Origin of the sequence: Occallatibacter sp. (assembly GCF_036502485.1) — a bacterium.
GTDB lineage: Bacteria > Acidobacteriota > Terriglobia > Terriglobales > Acidobacteriaceae > Telmatobacter.
Genome location: NZ_DASXYM010000104.1, coordinates 24134 through 49145 on the forward strand (window position 1 = coordinate 24134; position 25012 = coordinate 49145).

Here is a 25012-nt window from a genome sequence, read left to right on the forward strand (position 1 = left end):
TCTCGCCTAAGTGGATGCGGTGCTCCGCGCCTGAGGTGGCCCCGCCGCCCGGTTTGCCTCGCGCGTTCCAGTTCTGAGCCTGCGGTCAACCAAGCCCTTTTTTGCAGCATCTACTTCGCTGTGGAACTACGAGCAATGCGCCCCGCCAACATCGCTTCAAATCAATACGATACCTCGTGGCCGTTCAAGCGTGCGTTGCAGTCCTGCTTTGCACTGCTGGCGCTTGCAGCAGCGCTTGGGGCGGCGGCACAGGAGGTGAAGCCGCCCGCCACCAAGCCGCCTGAGGATCAGAACCGCGATCGCGCCGCCCGCTCGCTGCCCGAGACCACCCAGGCGTCCGAATCGATGTTCGGCTCCTTCGAAGGACAGAAAGTCGTCTCGATTGAAATCGCCGGCCAGCCCGACCTGAAGGACGAGCAGTTCGAATCCATGTTCGCGCAAAAGGCGGGAGAACCGTTCTCCAAAGACAAGGTCAACCAGACCGCCGCCGCAATCAAGGCGCAGAGCAAATTCAAGAATATTCGCATTCAGGTCGATCCCGATGCCAACGGTGTTCGCGTGCAGTATGTTCTTGAACCCGCCGTCTACTTTGGTGTCTACCAGTTTCCCGGCGGCCTCGTTTTTCCCTACTCGCGGCTGATCCAGATTGCGAACTACCCCACGCAAACGCCTTACAGCGTCTCCGAGGTGGAGCGCGATCGCCAGGCGCTGGTCACGTTCTATCGGCAGCAGGGCTACTTCGAGGTGGAGATCAATCCCTCTGTCAAAGTCGACGCGCCGCACGGCATCGCAAACATCTTCTTCAACACCAAACTCGGCCGCAAAGCAAAGTTCGGCGACGTCCAGATTGCCGGCATACCCAACGACGAGCAGCACAAGCTTGAAGATAGTTTGAAGACGCTTCTCGCCCGCGCGCGCCAGGCTGCCGTCCGCCCCGGAAAGGCCTTCCATTACACCACCCTGATGCGCGCCAGCGGCTACCTGCAGACGCAGATGCAGAAGAAAGGCTTCCTGGGAGCCCAGGTGCAGCTCACCGGCGCCGACTATCACGCCAACACCAATCGGGCGGACATTCACTTCTCCGTGGACCCAGGCCAGCAGACCAACGTCGAGATTGCCGGCGCCCACCTGTGGAGCTGGGACAAGAAGAAGCTCCTCCCGATGTACCAGGGCATACCCATCGACGATGAGACCGTGCAGGAAGGCAAGCGCGCCCTCACCTCCTACTTCCAGAACAAGGGCTACTTTGACGTGAAGGTTGACGCGAACCTGCAGAAGCAGCAGGTCGACGACAAGGTGGTCTATCGCATCACCCGCGAAAAGAAGCACAAAGTCGAAGAGGTCAAGGTCGCGGGCAACCAGCAGCTCAAGGCGGACCAGCTCGAGCCCCACATCGCGGTCACCGAAAAGCATCTGTTTTCGCGCGGCAAATTCAGCCAGGACCTCGTTCACAAAAGCGTCAATAACCTCAAAGCTGTTTATCAATCAGAGGGGTTTAGCAGCGCCCAGATCGTTCCGACGGTTACCCGGCAGGGCGACGACGTCAACGTAACCTTCACCGTGACAGAAGGCCCGCGTGACGTGGTCGATTCACTGAAGATAGAAGGCGCAGACACCTTTCCCGCCGCGCAGTACGCCCCCGGCGGATTGAAGGTGGTTGCCGGCCAGCCATACTCAAGCGCTCACGTGGTGGCAGACCGCACGCAGATCATGGCCAACTACCTCAGGGCCGGCTATCTCACGGCCAGCTTCCGTGAAACCGCGAGCGTCGCATCCAAGAACGATCCTCACCGCATCAACGTCGTCTACCACATTTTCGAAGGCCCGCGGGTCCTCACTGGAGACGTCATCACCATCGGAGCTCAGCACACCAGGCAGCATCTCATCGATGGAGACATAACCGACCTCAAGCCGGAGCAGCCCCTCACGGAAACCTCGCTTCTGTCCGCCGGCACCAAGCTTTACGATCACGTTGGCGTCTTCGATTGGGCTGAAGTTGACCTCAAGCGCCCCATCACCACGCAGAATGTGGAAGACGTGCTGGTGAAGGTTCACGAAGCCAAGCGCAACACCATCCAGTATGGGCTTGGCTTCGAGGTCATCAACCGCGGCGGAAGCATTCCGAGTGGCACGGTCGCGCTGCCCAATCTTCCGCCTGTGGGCCTGCCCGCCAACTTCAAAACCAGCCAGACCACCTTCTACGGACCCCGCGGAACATTCGAGTACACGCGCAACAACATTCGAGGAAAGGCTGAGTCTTTCTCCCTGACGGCGTTCGCGGGGCGGCTCGATCAACGGGCCGCGATGTACTTCATGGATCCGACACTCCGCTGGTCCATGTGGAAAGCCACCGCCGCGCTTTCGTTCGAGACGAACCAGGAAAACCCTATTTATTCATCGCGGGAGGAACTGGCATCGTTTCAGATGCAAAAGCCGATCGATCGGGCACTGAAGAACGTCTTGTTCTTCCGCTATGGGTTCAGCCACACCAGCATCACGCACGTTCTCATTGACGCTCTGGTGCCAGAGCGCGACCGCAACATCCGCCTCTCCACCCTTTCAGCCAATCTCACCCGTGACACACGCGACAATGCGCTCGATGAGCATAGCGGCGTGCTTAATTCGATCGAACTCGACTTCAACAGCAGTAAGCTCGGCTCCAACGTCGACTTCGCCAAGCTTACTGCCCAGGCCGCCATCTATCGCGAGAAATTTCACCACATCGTGTGGGCTGACAGCATCCGCCTCGGTCTGGCACAGCCGTTCAATAGCAGCTTCGTGCCCCTGAGCGAGTCCTTCTTCACCGGCGGCGGAAATTCGCTGCGCGGCTTCCCGCTCGACGGCGCCGGGCCGCAGAACAGCGTTCTCATCTGCCCCAACGGCCAGTCCACCGGCTGCGACAATCCGGATCAGATCCGCGTGCCCGCGGGCGGCAATGAAGAACTCATCATCAACGCGGAAGCCCGCATCCCCGTTCCTCTCAAGCAGGGACTCAGCGTGGTACCCTTTTACGACGGCGGCAATGTTTTCCCCCTGGTCGGCTTCCACGACTTCACGTCGCTCTATTCCAACAACGTAGGCATCGGCGTCCGTTACGCCACGCCCATCGGCCCCATCCGCTTCGACCTCGGACAGAACCTCAATCCGGTCAACGGCATTAAATCCACAAACTACTTCATCAGCATTGGTCAAGCATTTTAGCGAGGGATAGACTATGAGCACAGCACGGCCCCTGTTTCAACCGGAGCCCCCGCCGGATCCAAATGGAAAGCGACGGCCATTCAGACCGTTGCAGCCCAGTCACCGGATGCGCCGCATCTTTGCGTGGATCAGCGGAATCAGCCTGTTGCTCACGATCCTGGTGCCCATCCCCATTACGGTGCTCCTGCGCAGCCAGAAGTTCCATCAGTACGTCATCACCAAAGTGCAAGGCGCCGTGGCGGAGAGCCTCGGCACGCGCCTTGACCTGCAGAACTTCGCGCTGAACTTCTCCCCCCTCAGCCTCGACGTGTACGGCGTCACGCTGCACGGCGCCAATCCTTACTCCAACATCCCCTTGCTCCAGCTTCAGCACGCGCATGTCGGCATTCGTATCGTCTCCTTTCTGCAGCAGAAGTGGTATCTCTCTGACGTCCAGATCGACCATCCCGTCGTCCAGGTCTTCGTCGACAAGAACGGCGTGAGCAACATACCCAGGCCCAAGCCCAGCAACAGCAAGAGCAACACAACCATCTGGGATCTGGGGATCCGCCACACTGTCCTCAACAACGGCGAGATTTACTACAACGCGCAGGCCTCGCCGCTGCATGCCGATCTTCGCGATCTCAATCTGCTGGCCACGTATAACGAAGCCCATAACATGTACTCGGGCGATCTCAAGTACACCAACGGGCGCGTTGTTTTCGGCGCGTATCAGCCCTTCGAGCACAACTTCGATGCGCAGTTCGACCTCTCGCCAACCACGTTCCAGCTCAAGCGCGCGCAGCTCAGCAGCGGCGCTGCGCAAATCAGCCTTGCCGCTACCGTGACCAACTTCAGAGCGCCCAAGGTCGACGCGAAGTACGACGTGCTCGTGGATGGGGGCCAGGTCGCAAAGCTAATCAACAACCCGTCGGTGCCGCAGGGCCAGATTCACGCCACAGGAACCGCAACGTATCAGCAGGTTGCCAACGTTCCGCCTCTGCAGACTCTCACTGTCAACGGCGATCTTGCGAGCAAGCGCCTGCTCGTCAACACGCCTTCGCTGCGCGCTGCTGTCGACAACATCGGCGCGCATTACACGCTTGCAAATGGCGATGCTGTCCTGCACGATTTCCGCGCGGCAATTCTCGGAGGCGAAGTCACGGCACAGGGCACCATGAAGCAGATCGCAGGCACCGCGCCGCATTCGGACTTCACCGCCTCGGTGCGCAACATCTCGCTCGCACAAGCCAGCAGCCTTGCGATGTCGAAATCGAAGCAGCCCGTCGCCATCAGCGGCGTGCTGAACGCTGACGCCAAGGCCACCTGGGGCAAGACCATCGACGACCTCGTTGCGAAGGTCGACTCAACCATCCACGCGGAAGCCACCGGCAAACATCCGGCCAGCTACACCGCCATCAGCACCACCAGCAATCCCACACCCGCACCTCCGCCGCCCGGCCAGGTGCCCATCAATAGCGAGATTCACGCCACCTACACCGGAGCCAACAAGGCTGTTGCCCTCACCAACAGCTACCTGCGTACGTCGCAAACCACGCTGAACATGAATGGCACGCTCAGCAACCATTCGGCTCTGGCCATCCGTCTGCAGGCGAATGATTTGCGCGAGCTCGCCGCCATCGCTGACATGTTCTCGACGCCCAAGTCTCCGCAACCCGGCCAGCCCGCTCAACAGCCCCAGCCGCTCGACCTCGCCGGCTCGGCTACGTTCAACGGCAACGTTACCGGTTCCACTGCGGCGCCGCATCTCACCGGGCAACTTGCCGCCAACAACCTGCGCGTCAACGGCAGCACCTGGCGGGTCTTTCGTACCGGCGTGGACGCAAGCCCCTCCGAAGCAAAGCTGGTCAACGCCGAACTCGAGCCGCTCCCCAAGGGCCGCATCAATCTCAATGCGAGCGTCGGTCTGAACAAGTGGGCGTTCACCAAGACCAGCCCGCTGCAGGTGCAGGTTGATGCTTCGCAACTCGACATTGCCAGCCTCACCAAGCTTGCCGGCCAGCAGGACATGCCCGTCTCCGGCACCCTCAACACGCACGTCAATGTGCACGGCACGCAAGAGAACCCCATCGGCGAGGGCAATCTCTCCATCGCCAACGCCAACGCCTACAACGAGCCCATCAACTCCGTCGATGTAAAGTTCGGCGGCACCGGCGATCAGGCGCAAGCTCATCTTTTCATCAAGCTGCCCGCCGGCTCCATTCAGAGCAACGTCACCGTCCGCCCCAAAGAGAAGACCTACACCGCACAGCTCACTTCCAGCGGCATCGACATCCAGAAACTCGAAACCGTGAAGGCGAAGAACCTCGATGCTGCCGGGACCGTGGCCATCAACGCCAGCGGACAGGGCACCTTTGACAACCCGCAGCTCACCGCGTCCATCCAGATTCCCTCGCTGACCATCCAGAAGCAGCAGGTGGCCAACATCAAGCTCGACGCTAACGTCGCCAATCACGTTGCCAACGCCACGCTCTCCTCGGCCGCGCTCAACACCAACATCCAGGCCAAGGCGCGCGTCAACCTCACGGGCGACTACGACACCGACGCCACCCTCGATACGCAGAACATTCCGCTGCAGCCTATTGTGGCGCTCTACTCGCCGGCCAACGCAGCCACGCTATCCGGCGCCACGGAACTCCACGCCACCGTACACGGCCCCGCTAAAAACAAAAATCGGCTCGAGGCCCACGTCACCATTCCTTACCTGAACGTCAACTACAACAACAGCATTCAGCTCGCCACCGCAGCTCCCATTCACGCCGACTACAAGAACAGCGTGGTGACCCTGCAGCACTCCGCCATCAAAGGCACTGATACCAACCTCGAGTTTGAAGGGTCCATCCCTGTGGGCACCAAGGGTCCGATGTCGCTCGTGCTCAAGGGGGACGTGAATCTCGCCATTGCGCAGATCTTCGATCCCGACATTCGCAGCGGCGGCCAGGTCCGCTTCAACATCGACTCCCATGGGACGTCCGCCCAGGACATCGGCGGCGAAATCGATATCGTGAATGCCAGCTACGCCTCCGGCGACATGCCCGTCGGCCTGCAGAACGGCAACGGTGTGCTGAAGCTCACCACCGATCGCGTCAACATCCAGAGCTTCTCAGGCACCGTGGGCGGCGGCCAGGTTACGGCCTCCGGAGGCGTCGCATACCGGCCGGCCGTTCAGTTCGATCTAGGCCTGGCCGCGAAAAACATCCGCCTCCTCTATCCGCAAGGAATGCGTGAAGCCATAGACGCCAACATCCACCTCGCCGGAACCACCGACGACGCGCTCCTCGGCGGCACCGTGAATCTCACCAACATCTCCTTCGCGCCGGGATTCGAGCTCACTGAGTTCATCGGCCAGTTTTCCAGCGGAGTTGCTGCCCCACCATCCATTGGCGGAATCACGCAGAACATTCACCTCAATCTCGGCGTCCACTCGACCAACAACGTGGCGCTTGTCAGCCGCACGCTCAGCATCAACGGCTCCGCGAACCTGCAGGTGCGCGGGACAGCCGACCAGCCCGTTCTGCTCGGCCGCGTCAATCTCACCGGCGGCGACATGATCATCAATAACAGCCGCTACGTGCTCAACGGCGGCACCATCCAGTTCGTTAATCCGTCGATGACGCAGCCTGTCGTCAACGTCTCGGTCACTACGAATATTCAGCAGTACAACATCAACATGCGCTTTGAAGGTCCCACAGACCGCATGCAGACGCAGTACGCCTCGGACCCCGCCCTTCCTGAAGCGGACATCATCCACCTGCTCGCCTTCGGCCAAACCACCGAAGCCGCGGCAAACGCGCCCGCCGCAACGCCCAACCAGATGGCGGAGTCCCTTGTTGCCAACCAGGTGTCGAGCCAGATCACCAGCCGCGTCGCCAAGGTGGCCGGCATCTCGCAACTCTCCATCAGCCCGGTGCTCGGCAATGCCAACGGGCAGCAGTCAGGCGCCAACATCACGGTGCAGCAGCGCGTCACCGGCAACCTCTTCATCACCTTCTCTACCAACACCGCGGACGCCACCGAGACCGTTCAGGGCCAGTACAAGATCTCTCCCAAAGTCTCGCTCAGCGCCACCCGCCCGCCCAATGGCGGCTTCGGCGTCGACGCCCTGATCAAGAAAAGCTTCTGAAACCCAAGTGACCAAATGTGGTCAGGTGATCAAGTAGTCAGGGTGATCAAGTAGTCAGGTGATCGAGTAATCGCCAAAACAGCGGCCTGCCATCATCACTGAGGCAGGCCGCGTTTTTTTGGGGGAGATCGACAGCCTCATTGCGGAGATTTGTGTCCCCTATCCCCGTTCACTATCCCTACTGCCCGGACATCGATCACCTGACCACCTGGTCACTTGGTCACTTGACCACTTGGTCACTTGACCCCACCCCACTACCCACTCATCACTCGCCCCGCGGAATATCCCGATGAATCGCCTTCACCTGGTAGCCCGCATCCCGCAGCCGCACAGCCATGTCCTCGGCCATCATCACGCTGCGATGCTGCCCGCCTGTACACCCGAACGCCACCGTCAGGTAGCTCTTCCCTTCATGCACATAGTGCGGCAGCAGGTAAAACATCAAATCCGTCACGCGTCCCAGGAACTCCATCGTTTGCGGAAAGCTCCTCACGTACTCCGCCACGCGCGGATCCTTGCCCGTCTTCTTGCGGAACTCCGGCACAAAATGTGGATTGGGCAGAAACCGCACATCGAACACCATATCCGCATCCAGCGGCACGCCATTCTTGAAACCGAAGCTCAGGCACGAAACCAGCAGTCGATTGCTGGCCTGGTCCTCCTGCCCGAACCGCTGCTGGATATCCGCGCGCAATTCATGCACGTTGAAGTTCGACGTATCGATCAGCGTATCGGCAACATTGCGGATAGGGTCCAGCAGTTGCCGCTCTTCCACGATCGATCTCCAGACGGTGTCCGATATGCGTAGCGGGTGCGGCCGTCGGGTCTCAGAGTAGCGCCGTACCAGTACCGCATCCTGCGCGTCAAGAAACACAACGCGCGTGGGAAGAATCATCTTCACGCTTTCGAGGATCTCCGGCAGCCGGTCCAGCGTCGGCCCCTCACGCACATCGATCACGATCGCAGCGCTTTCAATGTCCTGCGACTTCTCCACCAGCCCCGCAAAATCGCGCAGCAGCTCCAGAGGCAGGTTGTCGACCGCATGGAATCCCAGGTCCTCGAACGCCCTCAGAGCCGACGCCTTTCCGGCCCCGGAGATCCCGGTGACGATAACGATCTCTTTTTGATTGTTTTTCCCGTGTGTGGCCGGAGTGGAACTCTCGGAGGGTGGCTGATCCGACATGGGCCCATCCTACACTGTGACCGCTCCTCTGCGTGAGCGCCTACCCGTTCAACTCCCGGAGCTTCCGGGCACTCCCAGTGTCGACTCTGAGCCGGGTAACCGATCGGCATCCACGTTGTGGGCCGCCAGATATTGTGCCTGCTGCGGGTCCACCGGCGGGGCGAGAAAATACCCCTGGCCTAGTTCGCAGCCCAACTCCTGCAAAATTCGCACATGTCCCTGGGTCTCGATCCCCTGTGCCACAACCTGCACGCCCGACGCACGGCACACATGCATCAGAGACTCCACGATTGCCACTTGCCGCCCGGTTCCGGTCACTAATGCCGTCATCCCGGCGTCCAGCTTCACCATCTCGATCGGCATCCGCACCAGGTGATTCAGCGGCGCCAGCGCGGCGCCGAAGTTATCCAGCGCCACACGCACGCCGCAGTCCACCATGCGCTGCATGATGGCAAGAGCCCTGTCAGGATCTTCGTTCAGCGTGCGTTCGGCAACGTCAAACACCAGGCGTGACGGGCTCACCCCCGTGGCGGCCAGCGTCTTTTGCAGTTGCGCAATCAGGTCTTGCTGGTAGAACTGCCTGTGCGTAAGGTCCAGCGCAAGGGTCATCCCGTTTCCGGGAATGCTGCGGTCCCACTCTTCGAGTTGCGCGCACGCAGCTTCGATTGAGTCGCGCCCCAGGCTAATCGACAGCCCGGTTTGCTCGGCTACCCCCAGCAGGTCGCCGAAGCTTTCCACCGCGCCCGACGCAGTCTTGCGCCGCAGCAGCATTTCAAAGCCTTCCAGCCGCCCGTTCGCCAGCCGGTAGATCGGCTGATACCAATAGACAAACTCGTGGCTCGCCACCAGCTCGCGCAGTTCGCGCTCCCGGTCCTGTTCGGTGCTGACCTGCACCTCCATGCGCCGGTCGAACACCGCGTAGCGATTGCCGCCTTCCTGCTTCGCGCGGTACATCGCCACGTCCGCGTCCCGGATGATTTGCTCGGGCAGGTGTACATCCTCGGCCATCGCAATGCCAATGCTTGACGCAATCTGCAACCGGTGCCCCAGCACCTCGTAGGGCCGATCCAGTTCTGAAAGCATTCTTTGCGCCAGCGCGTTCAGGTCAGCCACCGACGTGATGTTCTCCACCAACACCATAAACTCGTCGCCACCCACGCGAGCGGCCGTATCGTGGGGCCGCAGCACTCCCAGCAGCCGCTGCGCCATGCCCATCAACAGCAGGTCGCCGGCCGCGTGTCCCAGTTGCTCGTTGATCTGCCTGAACCCGTCCACATCCACAAACAGCACGGCGCACCGCTGGTCGCTCCGCCGCTTGCACCGGCTCATCGCCAGCTTCAGTCGATCAATAAACAGCGCCTCGTTCGGAAGCCCAGTCAGCACATCGTGCATCGCATCGCGCTGCAGCCTCGCTTCCACGTGCTTGCGCTCGGTGATGTTCCGGAACGTGTAGACATACCCTGCCTTGCCGCCGTTCACCTTCAGCGCGGAAATCTGCAGCGCCACGTCCACCAGCTCTCCGCACTGGTGCAATCGGACGGTCTCGGCGGAGGCATACCCCTGCTCGTCTACCAGCTTCTGCAGCATCTGGTGTTCGTAGGTCCGCGTCTCCGGAACCAGCAGATCGCGCAAGCTGCCGCCGCTCACGTCGTCTGCCGCATACCCAAACATCCTTGTAAACGCCGGGTTCGTATACAGCACGCGCGAGCCAATCACCAGCGCCACCGCTTCCGGCAGGCTGGCCAGCACATCTTCCATCAGCCCCGGCTTGGGCGTTCGATCGCGGCCCGTCACCTGGGCCACAATCACGCTCTCATGCAGTTCCGCATCCACAATGCTGTACGTGCCTTCAACGGGAATCATGCGGCCGTTCTTGCACGCCAGAGTCGCGTGGAACGGGCTTCCCTGCCTGCTGCCCTTCAGTTCCGTACGCGGCTCGGCTTTGCCGGCCAGCAATCCCCAAAGAACGTCATCCGCGGGCTGCTCTTCCCACGCGCCTTCCAATCCGATCTCGTGCCGCGCCTCGGCATTGGCAAACACAATCGTCCCGGCGCGCTCCAGAAACACCAGCACAGGCAGCGCATCCAGCACGTCGCATTGCTGCCGAAGCTCCGAATTTTTTGGGAGACTCAAGAGTTGCCTATCCCTGACAAGCGCCGCCGCCATTCCATCCCCTGCCATCAAATCCAGCGGGCCCGTCTTGCTGTAATTTCAGTCGCGCGGCTTGGCCAAATCCGTCCCGGCAGGATCTCTCGGCCGACAACCCAAGACATCGGGCCGGCGCAATCATCCGTGAACCAATCGTAGTGGCGCTACCGCCGGTCCCTGAATCCCTCAAAGTGGTTAAAAGGCTGGCACCAAAGTCCTCGAGCACAGGAACGTCACAGCAGCCCGCGTCCCTGTCAAGTCAACCTGGAGAATGTGCCTGAAGGCGCAGCGCTGTAGCAACCCGCCAACGGGTCGCCCTGCCACGCCGCAAAGCGGCCGCCCGATGCCAACTTTTCGTTCCGTTTGGCGCAGCCGCGCATCTCCGCCTCCGCCGCGCAGGAAACACCGTGGCCCGCTGACGCACTTGCCGCCCAAGGCCGCTCACTGACTGCATATGCGATGAATCCGCAGAAGCGCGTTCGAGGGCCCAGCCCTTAGCCGGGCCCCCGCGCGACCCTAGGGTATCTCCACCAACTCCATCTGCCCGTCACGACGGCGATGGAGCACAAACAGATCGCCCGCCTGATTGCGAAACACCAGCAGATCGCGATCGCGGAACTCCGCCTCCTTCACGGCCTCTTCGATGGTCATCGGCCGCATCGCCACGGCCTCGGCGCTCTTTACAATATGCGGCTCCATCACTGCCGGAGAAGCCGGGAACGAGTGCGCCGGAATCGCAGCCCGCGGGCGCGCCGTCTTCGCGTCCGGTGTCACTTCCTCTTCCACCACCAATGCCCGCGTTTTCTTTGAACGCGTCACCGGCGGCGCCGCCGCAATCTTCTCCTCCTTAGGCAGGCGCTTGCGCGTAAGATTGCGGTCGCGATAACGGACCGCCTGCTGCTCGGCGTGCGCCAATGCGGCACGCAATGCGGACTCCTGCGAGTCCGCCTGCCCGCGCGCAGCAATCGTGTGCATCCGGGCATTCACCGTAAGCTCGGCAATGTGCAGATGTCGCTGCACGCGAAACGTAATAGATGCGCTTGTGGTTTTACCCAGAATGCGGGCAATGCGGTCCATCCCTTCCTCGGCCTGCTGGCGCAATGCCTTGGGGATGCGAACCTGTCTGGCGGTCAACTCCACTTCCATGGTCAGCCTCCGCTCTCTTCTGTTGTGCCCGGGCCAAACATCGGCCTGAGACTGTGGATTCTATAGCATCTCAGAACTTTCAGCATAAGAACGCCTTTATGACCTTGTGATGCCGGCAAACGGCGCCACAGTCCAACCTCCTTCGATGACGTGCATGTGCGCGATTTCGTTCGGAAATGAAAGCACTGTCATTCCTTGGACTCACTGCCCCCCGTGCTGGTTGCGTGCTCCGTCGAACTCGGCCCTTCACCGCCGGTTCGTCGCCACCGCCGCCCCCGTCGTCGCTGCAGCGTCCACGGGCTGCACCACCATCCTGTACTCGCCGAATCGCACATCGTTCAGGTACTCCTGCAGCGGCGACTTCTCCAGATGGAACTTTTTGTAGTACCCATCGACTGCGGAATCTGAAGCCGGTTTGAGGATGGGCGTCTGAAACATGGCCACTCGCCGCGCCGGCAGCAGCAGACGCATCCCTCCCAGTGCTACCGCCCCGAACTCCACAGCCGTGTCGTACTCGCGCGCCGCCTGGTTGCGGTCCCACCGCCGAATCTCCACCAAACGCAGCACCGAGCCGTCCCTGGGATTCACTCCCATCTCCCCGGTCAGATTCACGATCGGCTCCTCATCCCCGACCGATCCCGTATAGCTCACCGCAGCCGAGAACCGGAAAACCGCAATCTTCCCTTCCGCGCTATCCTCCCAGTGGCTCCACGCCGCCTTGTGTCCACCCGTCACCAAAGGCACCAGCAAATGCATTTCGCTGAACTCGTCTGACGTGTTCACGCCGTGCTGCATGCAGGCAAACTCGCCTCCCGGGCTGAACGCATGCAGCGCATGTCCTCGCCGATAGATCACCGGCAGCGTGGCCCGCTCGATTACATCCAGCCGGTGTGTCGGGAGCCTCGGCGCCCGTGGACACTCCCAATTCGGAGCCGCCGGAGAACGCAGCAGCGCCGCACCCATCCGCGTGCCCAAGTCATCCTGCAACCCCGTCGCCAACAACGTCGCAGTCCCTTCAAATCGGGTCACTTCCCGCAGCGCCGAGAAGTTCGGCCATTCCTGCATGATGTCTTTGAAGTATGTGGCGGTACGCGCCAGCATCGCCGCCTGCGCGGCCGCGTCCGGCTCGGGATCGTCAATCCGATCCTCCACGGGTAAGTCGAGAAATGCCGACTCGTCCGCGATCACCAGCAACTGTTCTCGCGAATGCTTCCCGGTTATCTGAGACTGCAGTTGCGCCAGCCGCGCATTGCTCAGCCGTTCGGTGAGGCGCATCTGGGAAAGCCGCTTGGCGGCAGACCCATCCGAGTCGCCGCGCACCCCCGCCATCACCTGCTCCAGCTGCGCAACCGTAATCAGCTGTGTGACCGGCGGCTTGCCCCAGGATGCGAGAAACGCACCTCCTGCAACAAGCACAAGGACAGCGATTCCCCGCATGTAACCTCTCCATGCGAAACAGTGCCGCTCATCCTAGGCGTCCATCAAATCGGATGTAAAGAGGAAATATTGACAGAGGTACTGAGGGGCTTTCGAAGGAGGTCCGAGGATACATCCGGCTGTAAACACGAATTTACCTGGGCTTCGTCATCTTGAGCCGCAGGCGAAGGACTTGCTAAGACTTTGTAATCCTGAGCTGGATCCGGCTTGCGAGCGGATCAGCCGGCCACCTGAGCACCTGATCACTGGACGAACTGATCACTTGCCCACCTGCCACTTCGTCAGTCCCGCCGCCTTCTCTGGTGCGTGCTCGGAATATTCATATCTTCCCTGTACTTTGCCACGGTCCGCCGGGTCAACTGTATTCCCAAAGCCTGCAGCATCGCTGCCAGTTGGTCGTCCGTCAGCGGCCGCTTCGCATCTTCTTCCTCAATCAGCTTCTTCACCTTGCGCTTCAAAACCACCAGCGGCGTATCGGCGCCCTCCGGTCCGTTCGATCCCTCGGAGAAGAACGCGCGCAGCTCGATTACACCCTGCGGCGTGTGCGCATATTTGTTCGCCACCGCGCGGCTCACGGTCGACGGATGCACGCCGATTTCTTCCGCCACTTCCTTGATCATCATGGGCCGCAGTGACTCGATGCCTTCTTCCAGAAAGTCCTGCTGCCGGCGCACAATCACCTCGCACGTACGCAGAATCGTGCTCTTGCGCTGGGCAATGTTCCGCATCAGTTGCAGCGCTGACCGGAACCGCTCCTTGACATAGTCCTTTACCTCGCGCTCAGTGTTCTGGCTGGTCAGCATCTGCCGGTATCGCCTGCTCAGCCGCAAGCTGGGCAGGTCCTCCTCGTTCATGCTCACAACCCAATCGCCGCCGTCCTTCACGAACGTCACATCCGGCTCAATCAACCGCGTCTGCTCGCGGTTATACAGGCGGCCCGGCCGCGGATCCAGCGTGCGGATAAACTCCACCGCCGCATGCACATCCTCCACCGTGGACTGCACCGCCTTCGCCAAGTCCTTCACGTCCCGCTTCTGCAGCAGTTGCAGGTGCTTGTCCACAATCTGCGCCGCCACCGACATAGCTCGGCGACGCCTCTCCAGCTGCGCCTCCGCCTCGGCCCGCAGGCTGCCATGCGGATTCTCTTCCAACTCCTCGAAATCCGGATCTTCCGCGGCTTGCGCGTCTGCTTCCGCCTCGGCATGGCGGCGGCGCGTGTAGAGAAGGCCCAGTTCCTGCTCCTGCGCCGTAATCTGCATCAACAGGCATTCGCGAAGATCGTGCGCCCCCACCCCGGCCGGATCCAGACGCTGCACCAACTGGATGGCCCGGCGGATTACTTCGCGCGCCCCCTCACGGGCGCCCGCCTCCGGCGGTGCTCCATTCAACTCTGCTGGGGTGCGTTCGGCGCCTTGGTCAGCTGGCTTGGTGCCCGTAAGCTCTTCGTAGGCGGCAGCCAATTCCTCTTCCGTGGCGCCCAGATACCCGTTCTCATCCAGGTTGCCGATGATGAACTCAGCGGCGTTTTCCAGTTCCGCGTCGACCGTCAGAGCTCCCAACTGCCACGCCAGGTGATCTGAAAGCGTCGTGGGCTGCGAGAGAAAGTTCTCGAACGAGGGCTTTTCGCTATCTTCGTACTCCTGCTGTGTACGGTAGCCGGGATCGAGATACTCCTGGAAATAGGAACCGAAATCGACCTCGTTGAAGGAGTCCTGTGCCGGCGGCGGGGCTTCCTCCGCTCCGCGCTCCAGAAGCTGCTGACGACCCGCCACCTCATCGAACATGGGCACAGACTCGTCGATCTCTTCGAGGACCGGGTTTTCGACCATCTCCGCATCGATCATCTCCTTGAGCTCGAGCTTGTTGAGCGCCAGCACGCTCACCATCTGCATCAGGCCCGGAGTCAGGACCTGGCGTTGCGCCACCTTCAAATTCAGTTTTGGCTGCAACAACGCCATAAAGGAGATTCCCGCGTGAACTTGTGCCTAGTGTAACCGGAGCGGCATAGGCCCTCTGCGGAAAACGCCCTTCGCGAGTCCAGTGTTCCGGAATGGGCAACAATCCCAGCCAGGAACTCTCCCTTTGGAGCCTTAGGATGCTGACCGATCGCCGGGAGTGAACCCCGCGACAAAATATACTTCTCACTGCCCGCTGTAAAGCCCCTTCGCCCCAGAAAGCCGAACCCAGCCCGGATCGAGGCCCGATTCAAGCCCGTTTCCCCGCCCGTTCCAGGCCCTCACCACACACCCCCAGGGCGGTCTTTTTCAGGAGATCCCGTGCCCCATCCGACCGTCTCTTCTATCGGCCTTAAGCAGGCAATCGCTTGGGGAAAGTGGAATGTCCGAGGTGAATGGGCGCCGAAGGCGCGGTTAGCCGCACCGCAGGTGGCCGCACGGCAGGTGCTGCTTAGTTGAGCGAGAACCCTTCGCCCAGGTAGATCCGCCGTACCTCCGGGTCGTTCCCCAGCTCGTGCGGCGTCCCAGCCTTGAATATCCGCCCTTCGGCAATAATGTAGGTCCGATCCGTAACGCTCAGCGTCTCGCGCACATTGTGGTCGGTGATCAAAATCCCGATCCCCGCCGCCTTCAGGTCGAAGATGATCTTCTGCAGTTCGTGCACGGCAATCGGGTCGATCCCGCTGAACGGCTCGTCCAGCAGAATGAACCGCGGCTGAATGCATAAGGACCGCGCAATCTCCACGCGCCGGCGCTCGCCGCCTGAGAGCGCGTACCCCCGGGTTGCCCGGATGTGCCCCAGATTCAGTTGGTTGATGAGCCGCTCCGCCCGCTTTCGCCGCTCCTTGTAGCTCAGGGGCTGGCCCTCCAGCACAGCCAGGATGTTCTCTTCGACGGTCAACTTGCGGAACACCGACGGCTCCTGCGGCAGGTAGCTGATCCCGTACTGCCGCGCCCGCAGGTACATCGGCGTGCGCGTAATGTCCGCGTCGTCCACCTTGATGTGCCCCGCGTCGGGCGGCACCAGGCCAACAATCATATAGAAGCTGGTAGTCTTGCCCGCGCCGTTTGGACCGAGCAGCCCAATTACCTCGCCGCGCGAGATTCTGAGATCGACGCCGCGCACCACCTGCCGGCCCTTATACGACTTGCCGATTCCCTCGGCGATCAGAGTTTCCATCTAGCCTTGCTGATTCCCGGCCCCACGCGATTGAGCGGAAGCCTCATCTCGGCCCAGCCGCCTTGGCAGGCGCAACCGCCCTAGCAGGCGCAACCGCCCTCGCAGGCGCAACCGTCTGCGTCAACGTCTTGTGTCCCTGGCCTTCGATACTGACGCTATCATCGCGACTGTTGAAAATCAAAGCTTCCCCGCTCACCTCGCCGCGCACCGGATCCGTCATCCGCGGCGGCTCTCCGGACGTCCCCGTCAGCACATATTGACCGGTTTCTCCCGAATAGACAAGCTGCTCGCCCGTCCCGCGGCGCCCGTTGGACGACACCACCACGTGCCCGCGCGCCGTCAGGTGATCCAGTTGCCCCGCTGTTCCGTTCGGCCCGGCATGATTCCCCGGCGCCAGCAGCACGATCTCCACCTCGTCCGACGACGTGGTCGCCTCCGCACTCTGCGCCCGCACCGGCCCGCTCGTACCTGCGTGCAGCGTCGCCTTCCGCTCCGCGCCCGAGTACTTCAGCTCCCCCGCCCACACCTGCACCACAGAAGGAGCCGCCTGCTTGCGCCCTCTCGCATCCGGAGCCTGCAGCCCGCCATTGCTCAGCAGAACCAGGTTCACTGGCTGAGCCTTCCCCGCCCCGTGCGCCGCCAGCGTCTGACTCGCCTGGTTCAGCACAATCACTGGCGCTGCAATCGAATTTGCCTGCTGCCACAGCCGAGCCTGTCCCTTGAATGTGGCTTCCCCTGTTTCGCGATGAATCTGCGCCTCGCTGGCGATCACATGCGCGGGGCCTTCACCGCCAAATGCCGGCCCTCCTGGCGCACCCTTCTTCCCCGGCTCCAGCCACGTCGCCTTCACGTTTCCATGCGCAAACGCATCGCCTGAGGCCTGTGAAACATCCAGTTTGTCCGCCGACAACTGCAGCGCTCCGTCCTCCACCCGCGGCCCTTGCGTCAGCCGCAGCCATTCGCTCCCGCCGTCATACGCCGCATGGCCGGCGGTCGCACGCATCTGGGCCTCCGGCGCTTCGCTTGGTCTCGCCGGCTGCCTGGCCACAGCCGGCTGCCTGGCCGCAGCCACCTGCCCGCCCCCGGGCGGCTTCTGTTGCGTCAGAACCACGTTCCCGTCCACCGTCGCCGACTGAATCTGCTGCGCGACATCGGAACCGCGCCCGCCGGCAGTTCCCCCCAGCTCCGCCACCAGCCGATCCCCGCTCGTGATCTGCCGCACGCCCGCCGCCGTCGTCTGTTCCAGGCTGGCACGCCCCACTCCCGAAATCCGCGTCAGTTCCTGATGCGGCCCAAACTCCCCCGTCACCTCATCGGCCGCCATCCGCGACGGCGCCGCCGCCGCGCCCGCCCTCTGCGACTCGCCGGTAATCACCACCCCGCCCGTGCCCTTCACCTGAGCCATCTGCAACTGCCCCTTCGCGGTGGTTCGAAAATCCACATCCGCCACCGGCGACTGCCAGTCCCGCACCACCCGCGGAGCGCCCGCGCCCGACTGCTCGCTGTGCAGCGTCACGCCGCGTTCCAGATGCGCATGCTTCAACTGCCCATCGGGAGTAAAGGTCAGCCAGGCCGCCGGCGCGCTGCCCCGTACGCTGCGCTCCGCGCCAGGCTCGGCATCGGCCGACTCCATCGACACACCGCCCTGGAGCTTTCCCTGGGTCGGCTGATTCTTCTCATTGAAGTCCAGGGCGCCATCCGGTGCCGCGATCTTCGCGCCTGTTGCACTCGTCAGCGTGAACCCCTGATGCGCATCCAGCCGCACCGCGGACCCGTCCTCCCGGAACAGCACCTGCGCCCTGCCCGCCGTAGCCCGTCCATTGCGATAATTCGCCGCCGCTCCGGTCAGATCGCAGGTAAGCTCGGACCGCTGAAACTCCCCGTGCGCCGCCCGCAGCACAATCGTCTCCTGCCCGCGATGAACCTGCAGCTCCACGTCGCGCGCCAGCACCAGTTGCCCCTTGTTCGAGTCGAACGAAGCCCCCGTCGAGCTGCCATTCCCCTGCACCACGGCAAACTCCACCCGCTGCTCCGTTGATGCCACGCCGCTGTTCTGGTTGAACGTCAGCCCGCTCGTCTTTACCTGCATCTGCCCCGCCGCGGCCTCACTCGCCGCATTGGCCAACGGTCCCGGCTTCTGCGCAAGCGGCGGCTTCGCTCCCGGCGCTACCGCCGGCGCCTCGGTGGGACGCATGATGGTGATCTCCACCGGCCCCGCAGCCGTCGCAAGCCCCGCCTTCTGGTCGTACTGGAACTCCCCGCCCTTGATCCGGTCCACGGTGCTGCCATCCTGCCCGTAGAGCTCAATCTCCACGTCGTGCAGTTGCGCGCGCCCGTCCTTCTTCAATTGAACGACTTTGTCCGCTTTGATCTTGAAGAGCGTGTGCCCGCCATGCGACTGCGTATAGACAAACCCGTTCGCCTGGCGCTGAATATCGGCTCCTAGCCGGTGTGGAAGCTCCTTCAAAATGAGCCGGTTCTTCCACCTGCCCAGCGCCAGAAACCCGATTAACGCCACAATCAGAAGCACCCCGCTGGCCAGCACCAGCGTGCGCAATCGCTCGATCGTGAGGCGCACTCAGTTCCCCTGGCTGAGCCGGGCCGCTAACCGTTGCGCAAGGCTCTCGCCCAACTCGCTCCACAGCAGCCGCGCCGTTGCCCCCGACGCCTTCTCCACCGCGTTCGTCAGATCCACCAGCTGGCGCACATTCTCCGCCATGTGCCGCGCCGCATCGGAATTGAGCTCGGCGCCTTCCTCCAGAAACGGCGCGTCCGATCCGAAGTCGATCCGCACATGCCCGTCCTGCTCATACGCGCCCTCATCGAACAGCGGCCCGTAGCCCGTCACCCGCACCAGCCGCGTGACCTTCGCCCATCGCGGTCCCGGTCCCGTTGACTCGTCAAGCTCCCACAGCGACCAGCCAATCTGAAACTCGTACGCGTAGTCGTCGTGCAGCAGCTCCAGCGCTTCTTCCACCGCCACGCGCGGCTCCGCGCCCAACTGGACCGGCCCCGCTTCCAGCCCCGCTCCCTCTTCGCCATTCGAAGGCACGACGGCGCGCCCCCACACCCTCTGAAGCACCGGCGCTTCGTGCCAGTTCACCGGCCACACCGTCGCCGCATACACCCGTGCCTCGCCGCCAAACCTGGCGAACTCACCCAGCACCGCCGTCAGCTTGTCAGGCAGACCTTCAAGGCGCAGATTCGGATACCACAGACTCAAATAAAGCGCGTCGGACATCACTATGATTGTAGACGTCCGTACGAGCCGCTTCGATTCACCCCTCCACCTCAATCCGATTCACTTACGCACAATGCGGCAGCAGAATCCAGTTCCCCTAAATTCCTCAAGTCAATAGAAACCTTGTCGTTCTGAGCGAAGCGAAGAACCGCTTCTCAAACCCTCCCGTCTGCCAAGGCACCCGCCATTTACACTTCCGCCATGCGCACCATCCGGCTGCTGGTCTTTCTTCTTCTCGCCGCACCGCTCACCATCGCTCAGTCCTCCAACGGCCAACTCCAATTCGCAGACCTCCTCCTTTCCGGCAACTGAGCCTTTCGGTTGGGGAGTTAGACCTTCATGATTGACCTGTCATCCTGAGCGAAGCGAAGAACCCGCTTTTGTCCGCCTCTCCAAAACGCGCACTAAGAACGCGAGAGTTCGTCAGTCGCTCACCACTTGCAACGTCGAATAGATAAGAAACAGAGACCACGCGCATGACCAACGCCTCCCGGACCTTACTCCTAACCCTGCTCTCGCCTGTCCTCGCCCACGCCCAATGGCAGATGCAAACCTCCAACAGCACCGCCGACCTCCGCGGCATCCACAACGTAGGCGGCGGCGTCGCCTGGGCCTCCGGCACCCACGGCACCGTCCTGCGCACCGAAGATGGCGGCTACATGTGGCAGTCCTGCTCGATGCCGCCAGGAGCCGAGAAGCTCGACTTCCGCGGCATACAGGGCTTCGACGCCAACACTGCCATCGTCATGTCCAGCGGCAAAGGCGACCTTTCCCGCCTCTACAAAACCACCGACGGCTGCCACACATGGAAACTCGTCTTCACCAATCCGGACGAAGATGGTTTCTTCGACTCCGTCTACTTCTCAAAGGAGCAGCGATCAATTTCCGATCACGAGGGCTTCGGGCTCCTACTCGGCGATCCTGTGGCGGGTCAACTCGTTGTATTCGAGACCAGGGATGCTGGGTATACATGGTCGCGAGTTTCCGACCCGCTCCTGAAGGTCGTAGGAAAGGAATTCTCCGCATTTGCGGCAAGTAACAGCTGCATCTCAGGATTCGGTGGGGCGACTTTCGACATCGCTCTGGGAGGACCAGCTGGGAGTTCCTTGCTTCGACTCAGTTACAAGGGGCATTACTGGCTCAACGATCACTCCGAATTGGGGAGGACATGGCAGAAGGAGAGCGTTCCGATGGCGAAGGGCGCCGAGAGCACCGGAGCCTTCGCGGTCGCTCAAGCAATCGAATTTCCGGCGAAAAAGGCTGCGCCCGGTTTTGAGGATCTCAGGCTCCACGAAGTCATTGTCGGCGGGGATTACCTAAAGCCCGATCAAACGACCGGCACAGCCGCCTATCGTCGGAGAATGACCTGGCTCGCCACTAAGGCTCCGCCTCACGGTTATCGCTCCAGCGTGACGTACCGTGCGCAGTCAAAGATGTGGATCACCGTAGGCCCCAACGGCACCGACATCTCCACTGACGACGGCAAGAACTGGCGCGCCGTCCACCCCAGCGCAGCTCTGCACGAGCCGCCCGACGCCGACCGCAACTGGAACGCGATTTCCCTGCCCTACGTCGTGGGTCCCAAAGGCCGCATCGGCAGGCTGGATGAAGCCGCGCTGGGACTTTGAATAGAGAGCCTGATCCACTTCCCCCACGCACTTGTCATCCCGCGAGCGCAGTCGAGGGATCCGCAGTTGCCGTTCACCCCGTCTCGGGAATGCACTACACCGGCCCGTGCACGAACGCAGGTATTTCGTCTGCATAGGCTGGATGAAGGGGCAATGAGAGATTGAAGATGCGCCGGCGACCGCGCACAGAACGGCCTGTACCGCGTGTTCGCAGAGGACCGCATTCTGAACGTCGATCTCTTTGACCCCAATCTTCAGGAGGGGGACTGCTGTTCGAGCGGCTACGTGCGTTATCGATTCCGCTGGAAGGGCGGTGGGTTCGAGTCTGTTGGCAAACCATTGAAAGCGAAAGCAGAATCGGCTTCACGCCGGGCGGTATCGATCTTCGGGTTACCAGTGGGCAAGAGTAGCCGCAGCGGCTAACTCGCTACAACGCCACTTCCGTAGCCGCCTTGGCGGGAGCCACTGTCTGCTTGGGCCGCGGCCGCATCAGCGCGAACGCCAGCTTGAAAAGCCAGTAAGCCGTCAGGACACCAAACGCCATCGAGCCCACACTTGCACAAATCAACATCACAAAATCCGTCATACATTCCTCTGCCGAGGCCTTCCAGGCATTACAGCCAGTTTCCACGAACGCGAACCGAACCCGGGTGACCTAACTCACACGACCCGCGCTGCCATCACTGTCTTGGCAGAGTGTACCCTTCGTTGACCCTGGTTTCTATTGACAACTAGAATACCTCTAGCGTGTTTCATTTCAAACTGACCTCGATTCCCATTCCGGTAACCCCAGCCACAACAACCGCACTGCCCATCCACTGACATGTCGATCTCTCATATCTCGGTACGCGGGGCGCGCCAGCACAACCTGCAGGACATCAACGTCCGCATTCCCCGCAACACGCTCACCGTCGTTACCGGCCTCTCCGGCTCCGGCAAAAGCTCCCTCGCCTTTGACACCATCTACGCCGAGGGCCAGCGCCGCTATGTCGAAACCCTCTCCGCCTACGCGCGCCAGTTCCTCGATCAGATCGAGCGCCCCGACGTCGACTCCATTGAGGGCCTGTCCCCTGCCATCTCTATTGAGCAGAAGACCACCAGCCGCAGCCCCCGCTCCACCGTCGGCACCATCACCGAAATCTACGACTACCTGCGCCTGCTCTACTCCTCCGTCGGCACGCCCCACTGCCCCAACTGCGGCCGCCCCATTGCGCGCCAGACGGCTGAACAGATTGTCCAGCGCATCCTGCAGCTCGGCACCGGCGAGCGCATCACCATCATGGCCCCCGTCGTTCGGGGCCGCAAAGGCGAGTTCAAAGACCTCCTCGACGAACTCGATCAGCAAGGCTTTCGCGCGCGCGTCGACGGCGAAATGAAGGACCTCTCCGAGCCCGTCCCCCTCGACCGCCGCAAGAACCACACCATTGAAGCCGTCATCGATCGCGTCATCCTCAAGGCCCCCGGCACACCCGAAATGGTGGGTCCTCCCGGTCCCTCGTCTTCGGGAACCAGGGAGGGAGTTCCGTCCCCCACAACCTCCGGCAAACCCTCCGTAGAAAAGCGCCTCGACGCCGCTGTATCCAAAGCCCTGCAGATGGCCAACGGCCTCGTCATCGTCCTCCAGGCCAACGGCGAAGAGCAGCTCTTCTCCTCCTCCATGGCTTGCCCCGACTGCGGCCTCGACGTGCCCAAGCTCGAGCCGCGCAGCTTCAGCTTCAACTCCACCTTCGGCGCCTGCCCTGAGTGCCACGGCCTCGGATCCATGTACGACCTCGACCCCATCAAGGTCATCACCGACTGGTCAAAGCCGCTGCTCGATGGAGGCCTGGGCCCCGGCTCCGCCTCGCAATACCTGCTGCGCCTCATCCACATTGCGGCTGAGCGCTACAGCATCAATCTCAAAACACCGTTTGAAGACCTGGCCGCGGCCCATCAGCGCATCCTCGTCTACGGGCCGCCCAAAAACGAAACCTCGCGCACCGGCTTTCACGGCATCCTCGCCTATTTGCGACAGACCATCGACGAAGCACGCAGCGACGGCTATCGCGACTACATGATGAACTTCATGTCGGCGACGCCCTGCCCCGCCTGCCGCGGCAAGCGCCTGCGCCCTGAGTCGCTCGCCGTGAAGATCAACGGCATGTCCATCGCCGACTTCACCGCCCTGCCCCTCAACCGTGCCCTGCAGGCCGCCTACGAATTCAAATTCACGGATCGCGAAGCTCTGCTTGCCGATCGCATTCGCCGCGAAGTGGAAGAGCGCCTCGAGTTCCTCTGCGCCGTGGGCCTCAATTACCTCGCCCTCGACCGCAGCGCCTCCACACTCAGCGGCGGAGAAGGCCAGCGCATCCGCCTCGCTACGCAGATTGGCTCCAAGCTCCGCGGCGTCCTCTACGTCCTCGACGAACCCTCCATCGGTCTCCATCAGCGCGATAACAACCGCCTCATTGAAGCCCTCACCCACCTCCGCAATCTCGGCAACACCGTCCTCGTCGTCGAGCATGATGAAGACACCATCCGCCACGCCGACTATGTTGTCGACCTCGGCCCCGGAGCCGGCCGCCTCGGCGGTTACGTCGTCGCCGAAGGCACTCCGCAGCAGATCATGGATTGCCCCGAATCCCTCACTGGCAAATACCTCGCCGGCGCCATCGGGACTCTCCACCGCGAAAAGCCCCGTCCCCTCACCGGCAAGTGGATTCAGGTCACCGGCGCGCGCGAGCACAACCTGCAGGACATCGACATCAAAGTCCCGCTCGGCGTCATGACCGTCGTCACCGGCGTCAGCGGCAGCGGCAAGAGCACGCTCATCAACGACATTCTCTACAAGTCGCTCGCCAAATCCATCTACGGCTCGCGTGAAGAGCCCGGCTCGCATGAGTCCGTTGAAGGCGCCGAACAGCTGGACAAGGTCATCCGCATTGACCAGTCACCCATCGGCCGCACCCCGCGCTCCAATCCCGCCACGTATACGCAGGTCTTCTCGCCCATCCGCGACCTCTTCGCCATGCTCCCCGAATCGCGCGAGCGCGGCTACAAACCCGGCCGCTTCAGCTTCAACGTGGCCGGCGGCCGCTGCGAGGCCTGCGAGGGCGACGGTCAGAAGCGCATCGAAATGAACTTCATGCCCGACGTTTATGTGCAGTGCGAAGTCTGCAACGGGCGCCGCTACAACCAGGAGACACTGGCCGTGAAGTTTCACGGCTACTCCATCGCAGACATCCTCGACCTCACCATCGAAGACGCGCTCACCGTGCTCAAAGACGTTCCGCAGGTGAATCAAAAGCTGCAAACGCTCGTCGATGTGGGACTCGGCTACGTGCACCTCGGCCAGAGCGCGACCACGCTCTCCGGCGGCGAAGCGCAGCGCATGAAGCTGGCCCGCGAGCTCTCCAAGCGCCAGACCGGCCGCACGCTCTATCTTCTCGACGAGCCCACCACCGGCCTGCACTTCGATGACGTCCGCAAGCTCCTCGAGGTCCTGCACCGCCTCGCCGACCTCGGCAACTCCGTCATCATCATCGAGCACAATCTCGACGTCATCCGCAACGCCGACTGGATCCTCGACCTCGGTCCTGAAGGCGGCGAGGGCGGCGGCCGCATCGTCGCGCAAGGCCGGCCCATCAAGGTGGCCGCAACTCCTGACTCCTTTACCGGCCAGTTCCTGCGCCGCTACTACACAACCGCCAGCGGCAAGCTGCAGGAGATCGAGCCGGAAGAAGAATTCGCCGCTCCCTCGCCTGCCCCCGCCGGCGCCGCAAGCAAGTCAG

The 25012-nt window shown here is 62.1% G+C and carries 13 protein-coding genes; 4 read left to right on the forward strand and 9 right to left on the reverse strand.

What is annotated here, in order from left to right; translation table 11 throughout:
* The first annotated feature begins 135 nt into the window (after positions 1 to 135).
* Positions 136 to 3201: a BamA/OMP85 family outer membrane protein gene (locus tag VGL22_RS14260; protein ID WP_465267603.1), complete on the forward strand. Its 3066-nt coding sequence runs from the start codon at positions 136 to 138 to the stop codon at positions 3199 to 3201.
* Between the two features lie 106 nt (positions 3202 to 3307).
* Positions 3308 to 7324, forward strand: a complete 4017-nt coding sequence (locus VGL22_RS14265) for a translocation/assembly module TamB domain-containing protein (RefSeq protein WP_465267604.1) — start codon at positions 3308 to 3310, stop codon at positions 7322 to 7324.
* 265 nt (positions 7325 to 7589) lie between these two features.
* Here the strand turns inward: VGL22_RS14265 and rapZ are convergent, their stop codons facing one another.
* From rapZ to VGL22_RS14305, 8 genes are all read right to left on the reverse strand, one after another.
* Positions 7590 to 8507 (reverse strand): RNase adapter RapZ, encoded by a 918-nt coding sequence (gene rapZ, locus VGL22_RS14270; RefSeq protein ID WP_465267605.1) that lies wholly within the window; start codon positions 8505 to 8507, stop codon positions 7590 to 7592.
* A gap of 48 nt (positions 8508 to 8555) precedes the next feature.
* The gene (locus VGL22_RS14275; protein ID WP_465267606.1) at positions 8556 to 10640 is read right to left on the reverse strand and encodes a putative bifunctional diguanylate cyclase/phosphodiesterase; all 2085 of its coding nucleotides are present in this window, start codon (positions 10638 to 10640) and stop codon (positions 8556 to 8558) included.
* 531 nt (positions 10641 to 11171) lie between these two features.
* Positions 11172 to 11801: a ribosome hibernation promotion factor gene (locus tag VGL22_RS14280; RefSeq protein WP_465267607.1), complete on the reverse strand. Its 630-nt coding sequence runs from the start codon at positions 11799 to 11801 to the stop codon at positions 11172 to 11174.
* Between the two features lie 246 nt (positions 11802 to 12047).
* Complete coding sequence (locus VGL22_RS14285; protein ID WP_465267608.1) at positions 12048 to 13238, reverse strand: hypothetical protein; 1191 nt, start codon at positions 13236 to 13238, stop codon at positions 12048 to 12050.
* A gap of 281 nt (positions 13239 to 13519) precedes the next feature.
* Positions 13520 to 15196 carry an RNA polymerase factor sigma-54 gene (locus VGL22_RS14290; RefSeq protein ID WP_465267609.1) on the reverse strand — a complete coding sequence of 559 codons (1677 nt, stop codon included), beginning with the start codon at positions 15194 to 15196 and terminating at the stop codon, positions 13520 to 13522.
* A gap of 448 nt (positions 15197 to 15644) precedes the next feature.
* Positions 15645 to 16373, reverse strand: a complete 729-nt coding sequence (lptB, locus tag VGL22_RS14295; RefSeq protein WP_465267610.1) for an LPS export ABC transporter ATP-binding protein — start codon at positions 16371 to 16373, stop codon at positions 15645 to 15647.
* Positions 16374 to 16416: 43 nt separating this feature from the next.
* The gene (locus VGL22_RS14300; protein WP_465267611.1) at positions 16417 to 18951 is read right to left on the reverse strand and encodes a hypothetical protein; all 2535 of its coding nucleotides are present in this window, start codon (positions 18949 to 18951) and stop codon (positions 16417 to 16419) included.
* A complete protein-coding gene (locus VGL22_RS14305; protein ID WP_465267612.1) occupies positions 18952 to 19614 on the reverse strand; it encodes a hypothetical protein in 663 nt (220 codons plus the stop codon).
* A 476-nt stretch (positions 19615 to 20090) separates the two neighbouring features.
* Between VGL22_RS14305 and VGL22_RS14310 the strand changes: the two genes are divergently transcribed.
* Positions 20091 to 21242, forward strand: coding sequence for a WD40/YVTN/BNR-like repeat-containing protein (locus VGL22_RS14310; protein ID WP_465267613.1), 1152 nt, complete (start codon positions 20091 to 20093; stop codon positions 21240 to 21242).
* A gap of 427 nt (positions 21243 to 21669) precedes the next feature.
* On the opposite strand, the gene VGL22_RS14315 is transcribed toward VGL22_RS14310, so the two are convergent.
* Positions 21670 to 21813, reverse strand: coding sequence for a hypothetical protein (locus VGL22_RS14315; protein ID WP_465267614.1), 144 nt, complete (start codon positions 21811 to 21813; stop codon positions 21670 to 21672).
* A gap of 252 nt (positions 21814 to 22065) precedes the next feature.
* Between VGL22_RS14315 and uvrA the strand changes: the two genes are divergently transcribed.
* The coding region (gene uvrA / locus VGL22_RS14320; protein ID WP_465267615.1) for an excinuclease ABC subunit UvrA at positions 22066 to 25012 on the forward strand (2947 nt) is incomplete at its 3' end.

What these genes read in the sequence shown, in the direction of transcription:
- VGL22_RS14315 (WP_465267614.1), bottom strand. Translation starts at nt 21,813, where the DNA reads ATGTTGATTTGTGCAAGTGTGGGCTCGATGGCGTTTGGTGTCCTGACG.
- VGL22_RS14260 (WP_465267603.1), top strand. Translation starts at nt 136, where the DNA reads ATGCGCCCCGCCAACATCGCTTCAAATCAATACGATACCTCGTGGCCG.
- VGL22_RS14280 (WP_465267607.1), bottom strand. Translation starts at nt 11,801, where the DNA reads ATGGAAGTGGAGTTGACCGCCAGACAGGTTCGCATCCCCAAGGCATTG.
- VGL22_RS14265 (WP_465267604.1), top strand. Translation starts at nt 3,308, where the DNA reads ATGCGCCGCATCTTTGCGTGGATCAGCGGAATCAGCCTGTTGCTCACG.
- VGL22_RS14310 (WP_465267613.1), top strand. Translation starts at nt 20,091, where the DNA reads ATGACCAACGCCTCCCGGACCTTACTCCTAACCCTGCTCTCGCCTGTC.
- rapZ (WP_465267605.1), bottom strand. Translation starts at nt 8,507, where the DNA reads ATGTCGGATCAGCCACCCTCCGAGAGTTCCACTCCGGCCACACACGGG.
- VGL22_RS14285 (WP_465267608.1), bottom strand. Translation starts at nt 13,238, where the DNA reads ATGCGGGGAATCGCTGTCCTTGTGCTTGTTGCAGGAGGTGCGTTTCTC.
- VGL22_RS14290 (WP_465267609.1), bottom strand. Translation starts at nt 15,196, where the DNA reads ATGGCGTTGTTGCAGCCAAAACTGAATTTGAAGGTGGCGCAACGCCAG.
- lptB (WP_465267610.1), bottom strand. Translation starts at nt 16,373, where the DNA reads ATGGAAACTCTGATCGCCGAGGGAATCGGCAAGTCGTATAAGGGCCGG.
- VGL22_RS14305 (WP_465267612.1), bottom strand. Translation starts at nt 19,614, where the DNA reads ATGTCCGACGCGCTTTATTTGAGTCTGTGGTATCCGAATCTGCGCCTT.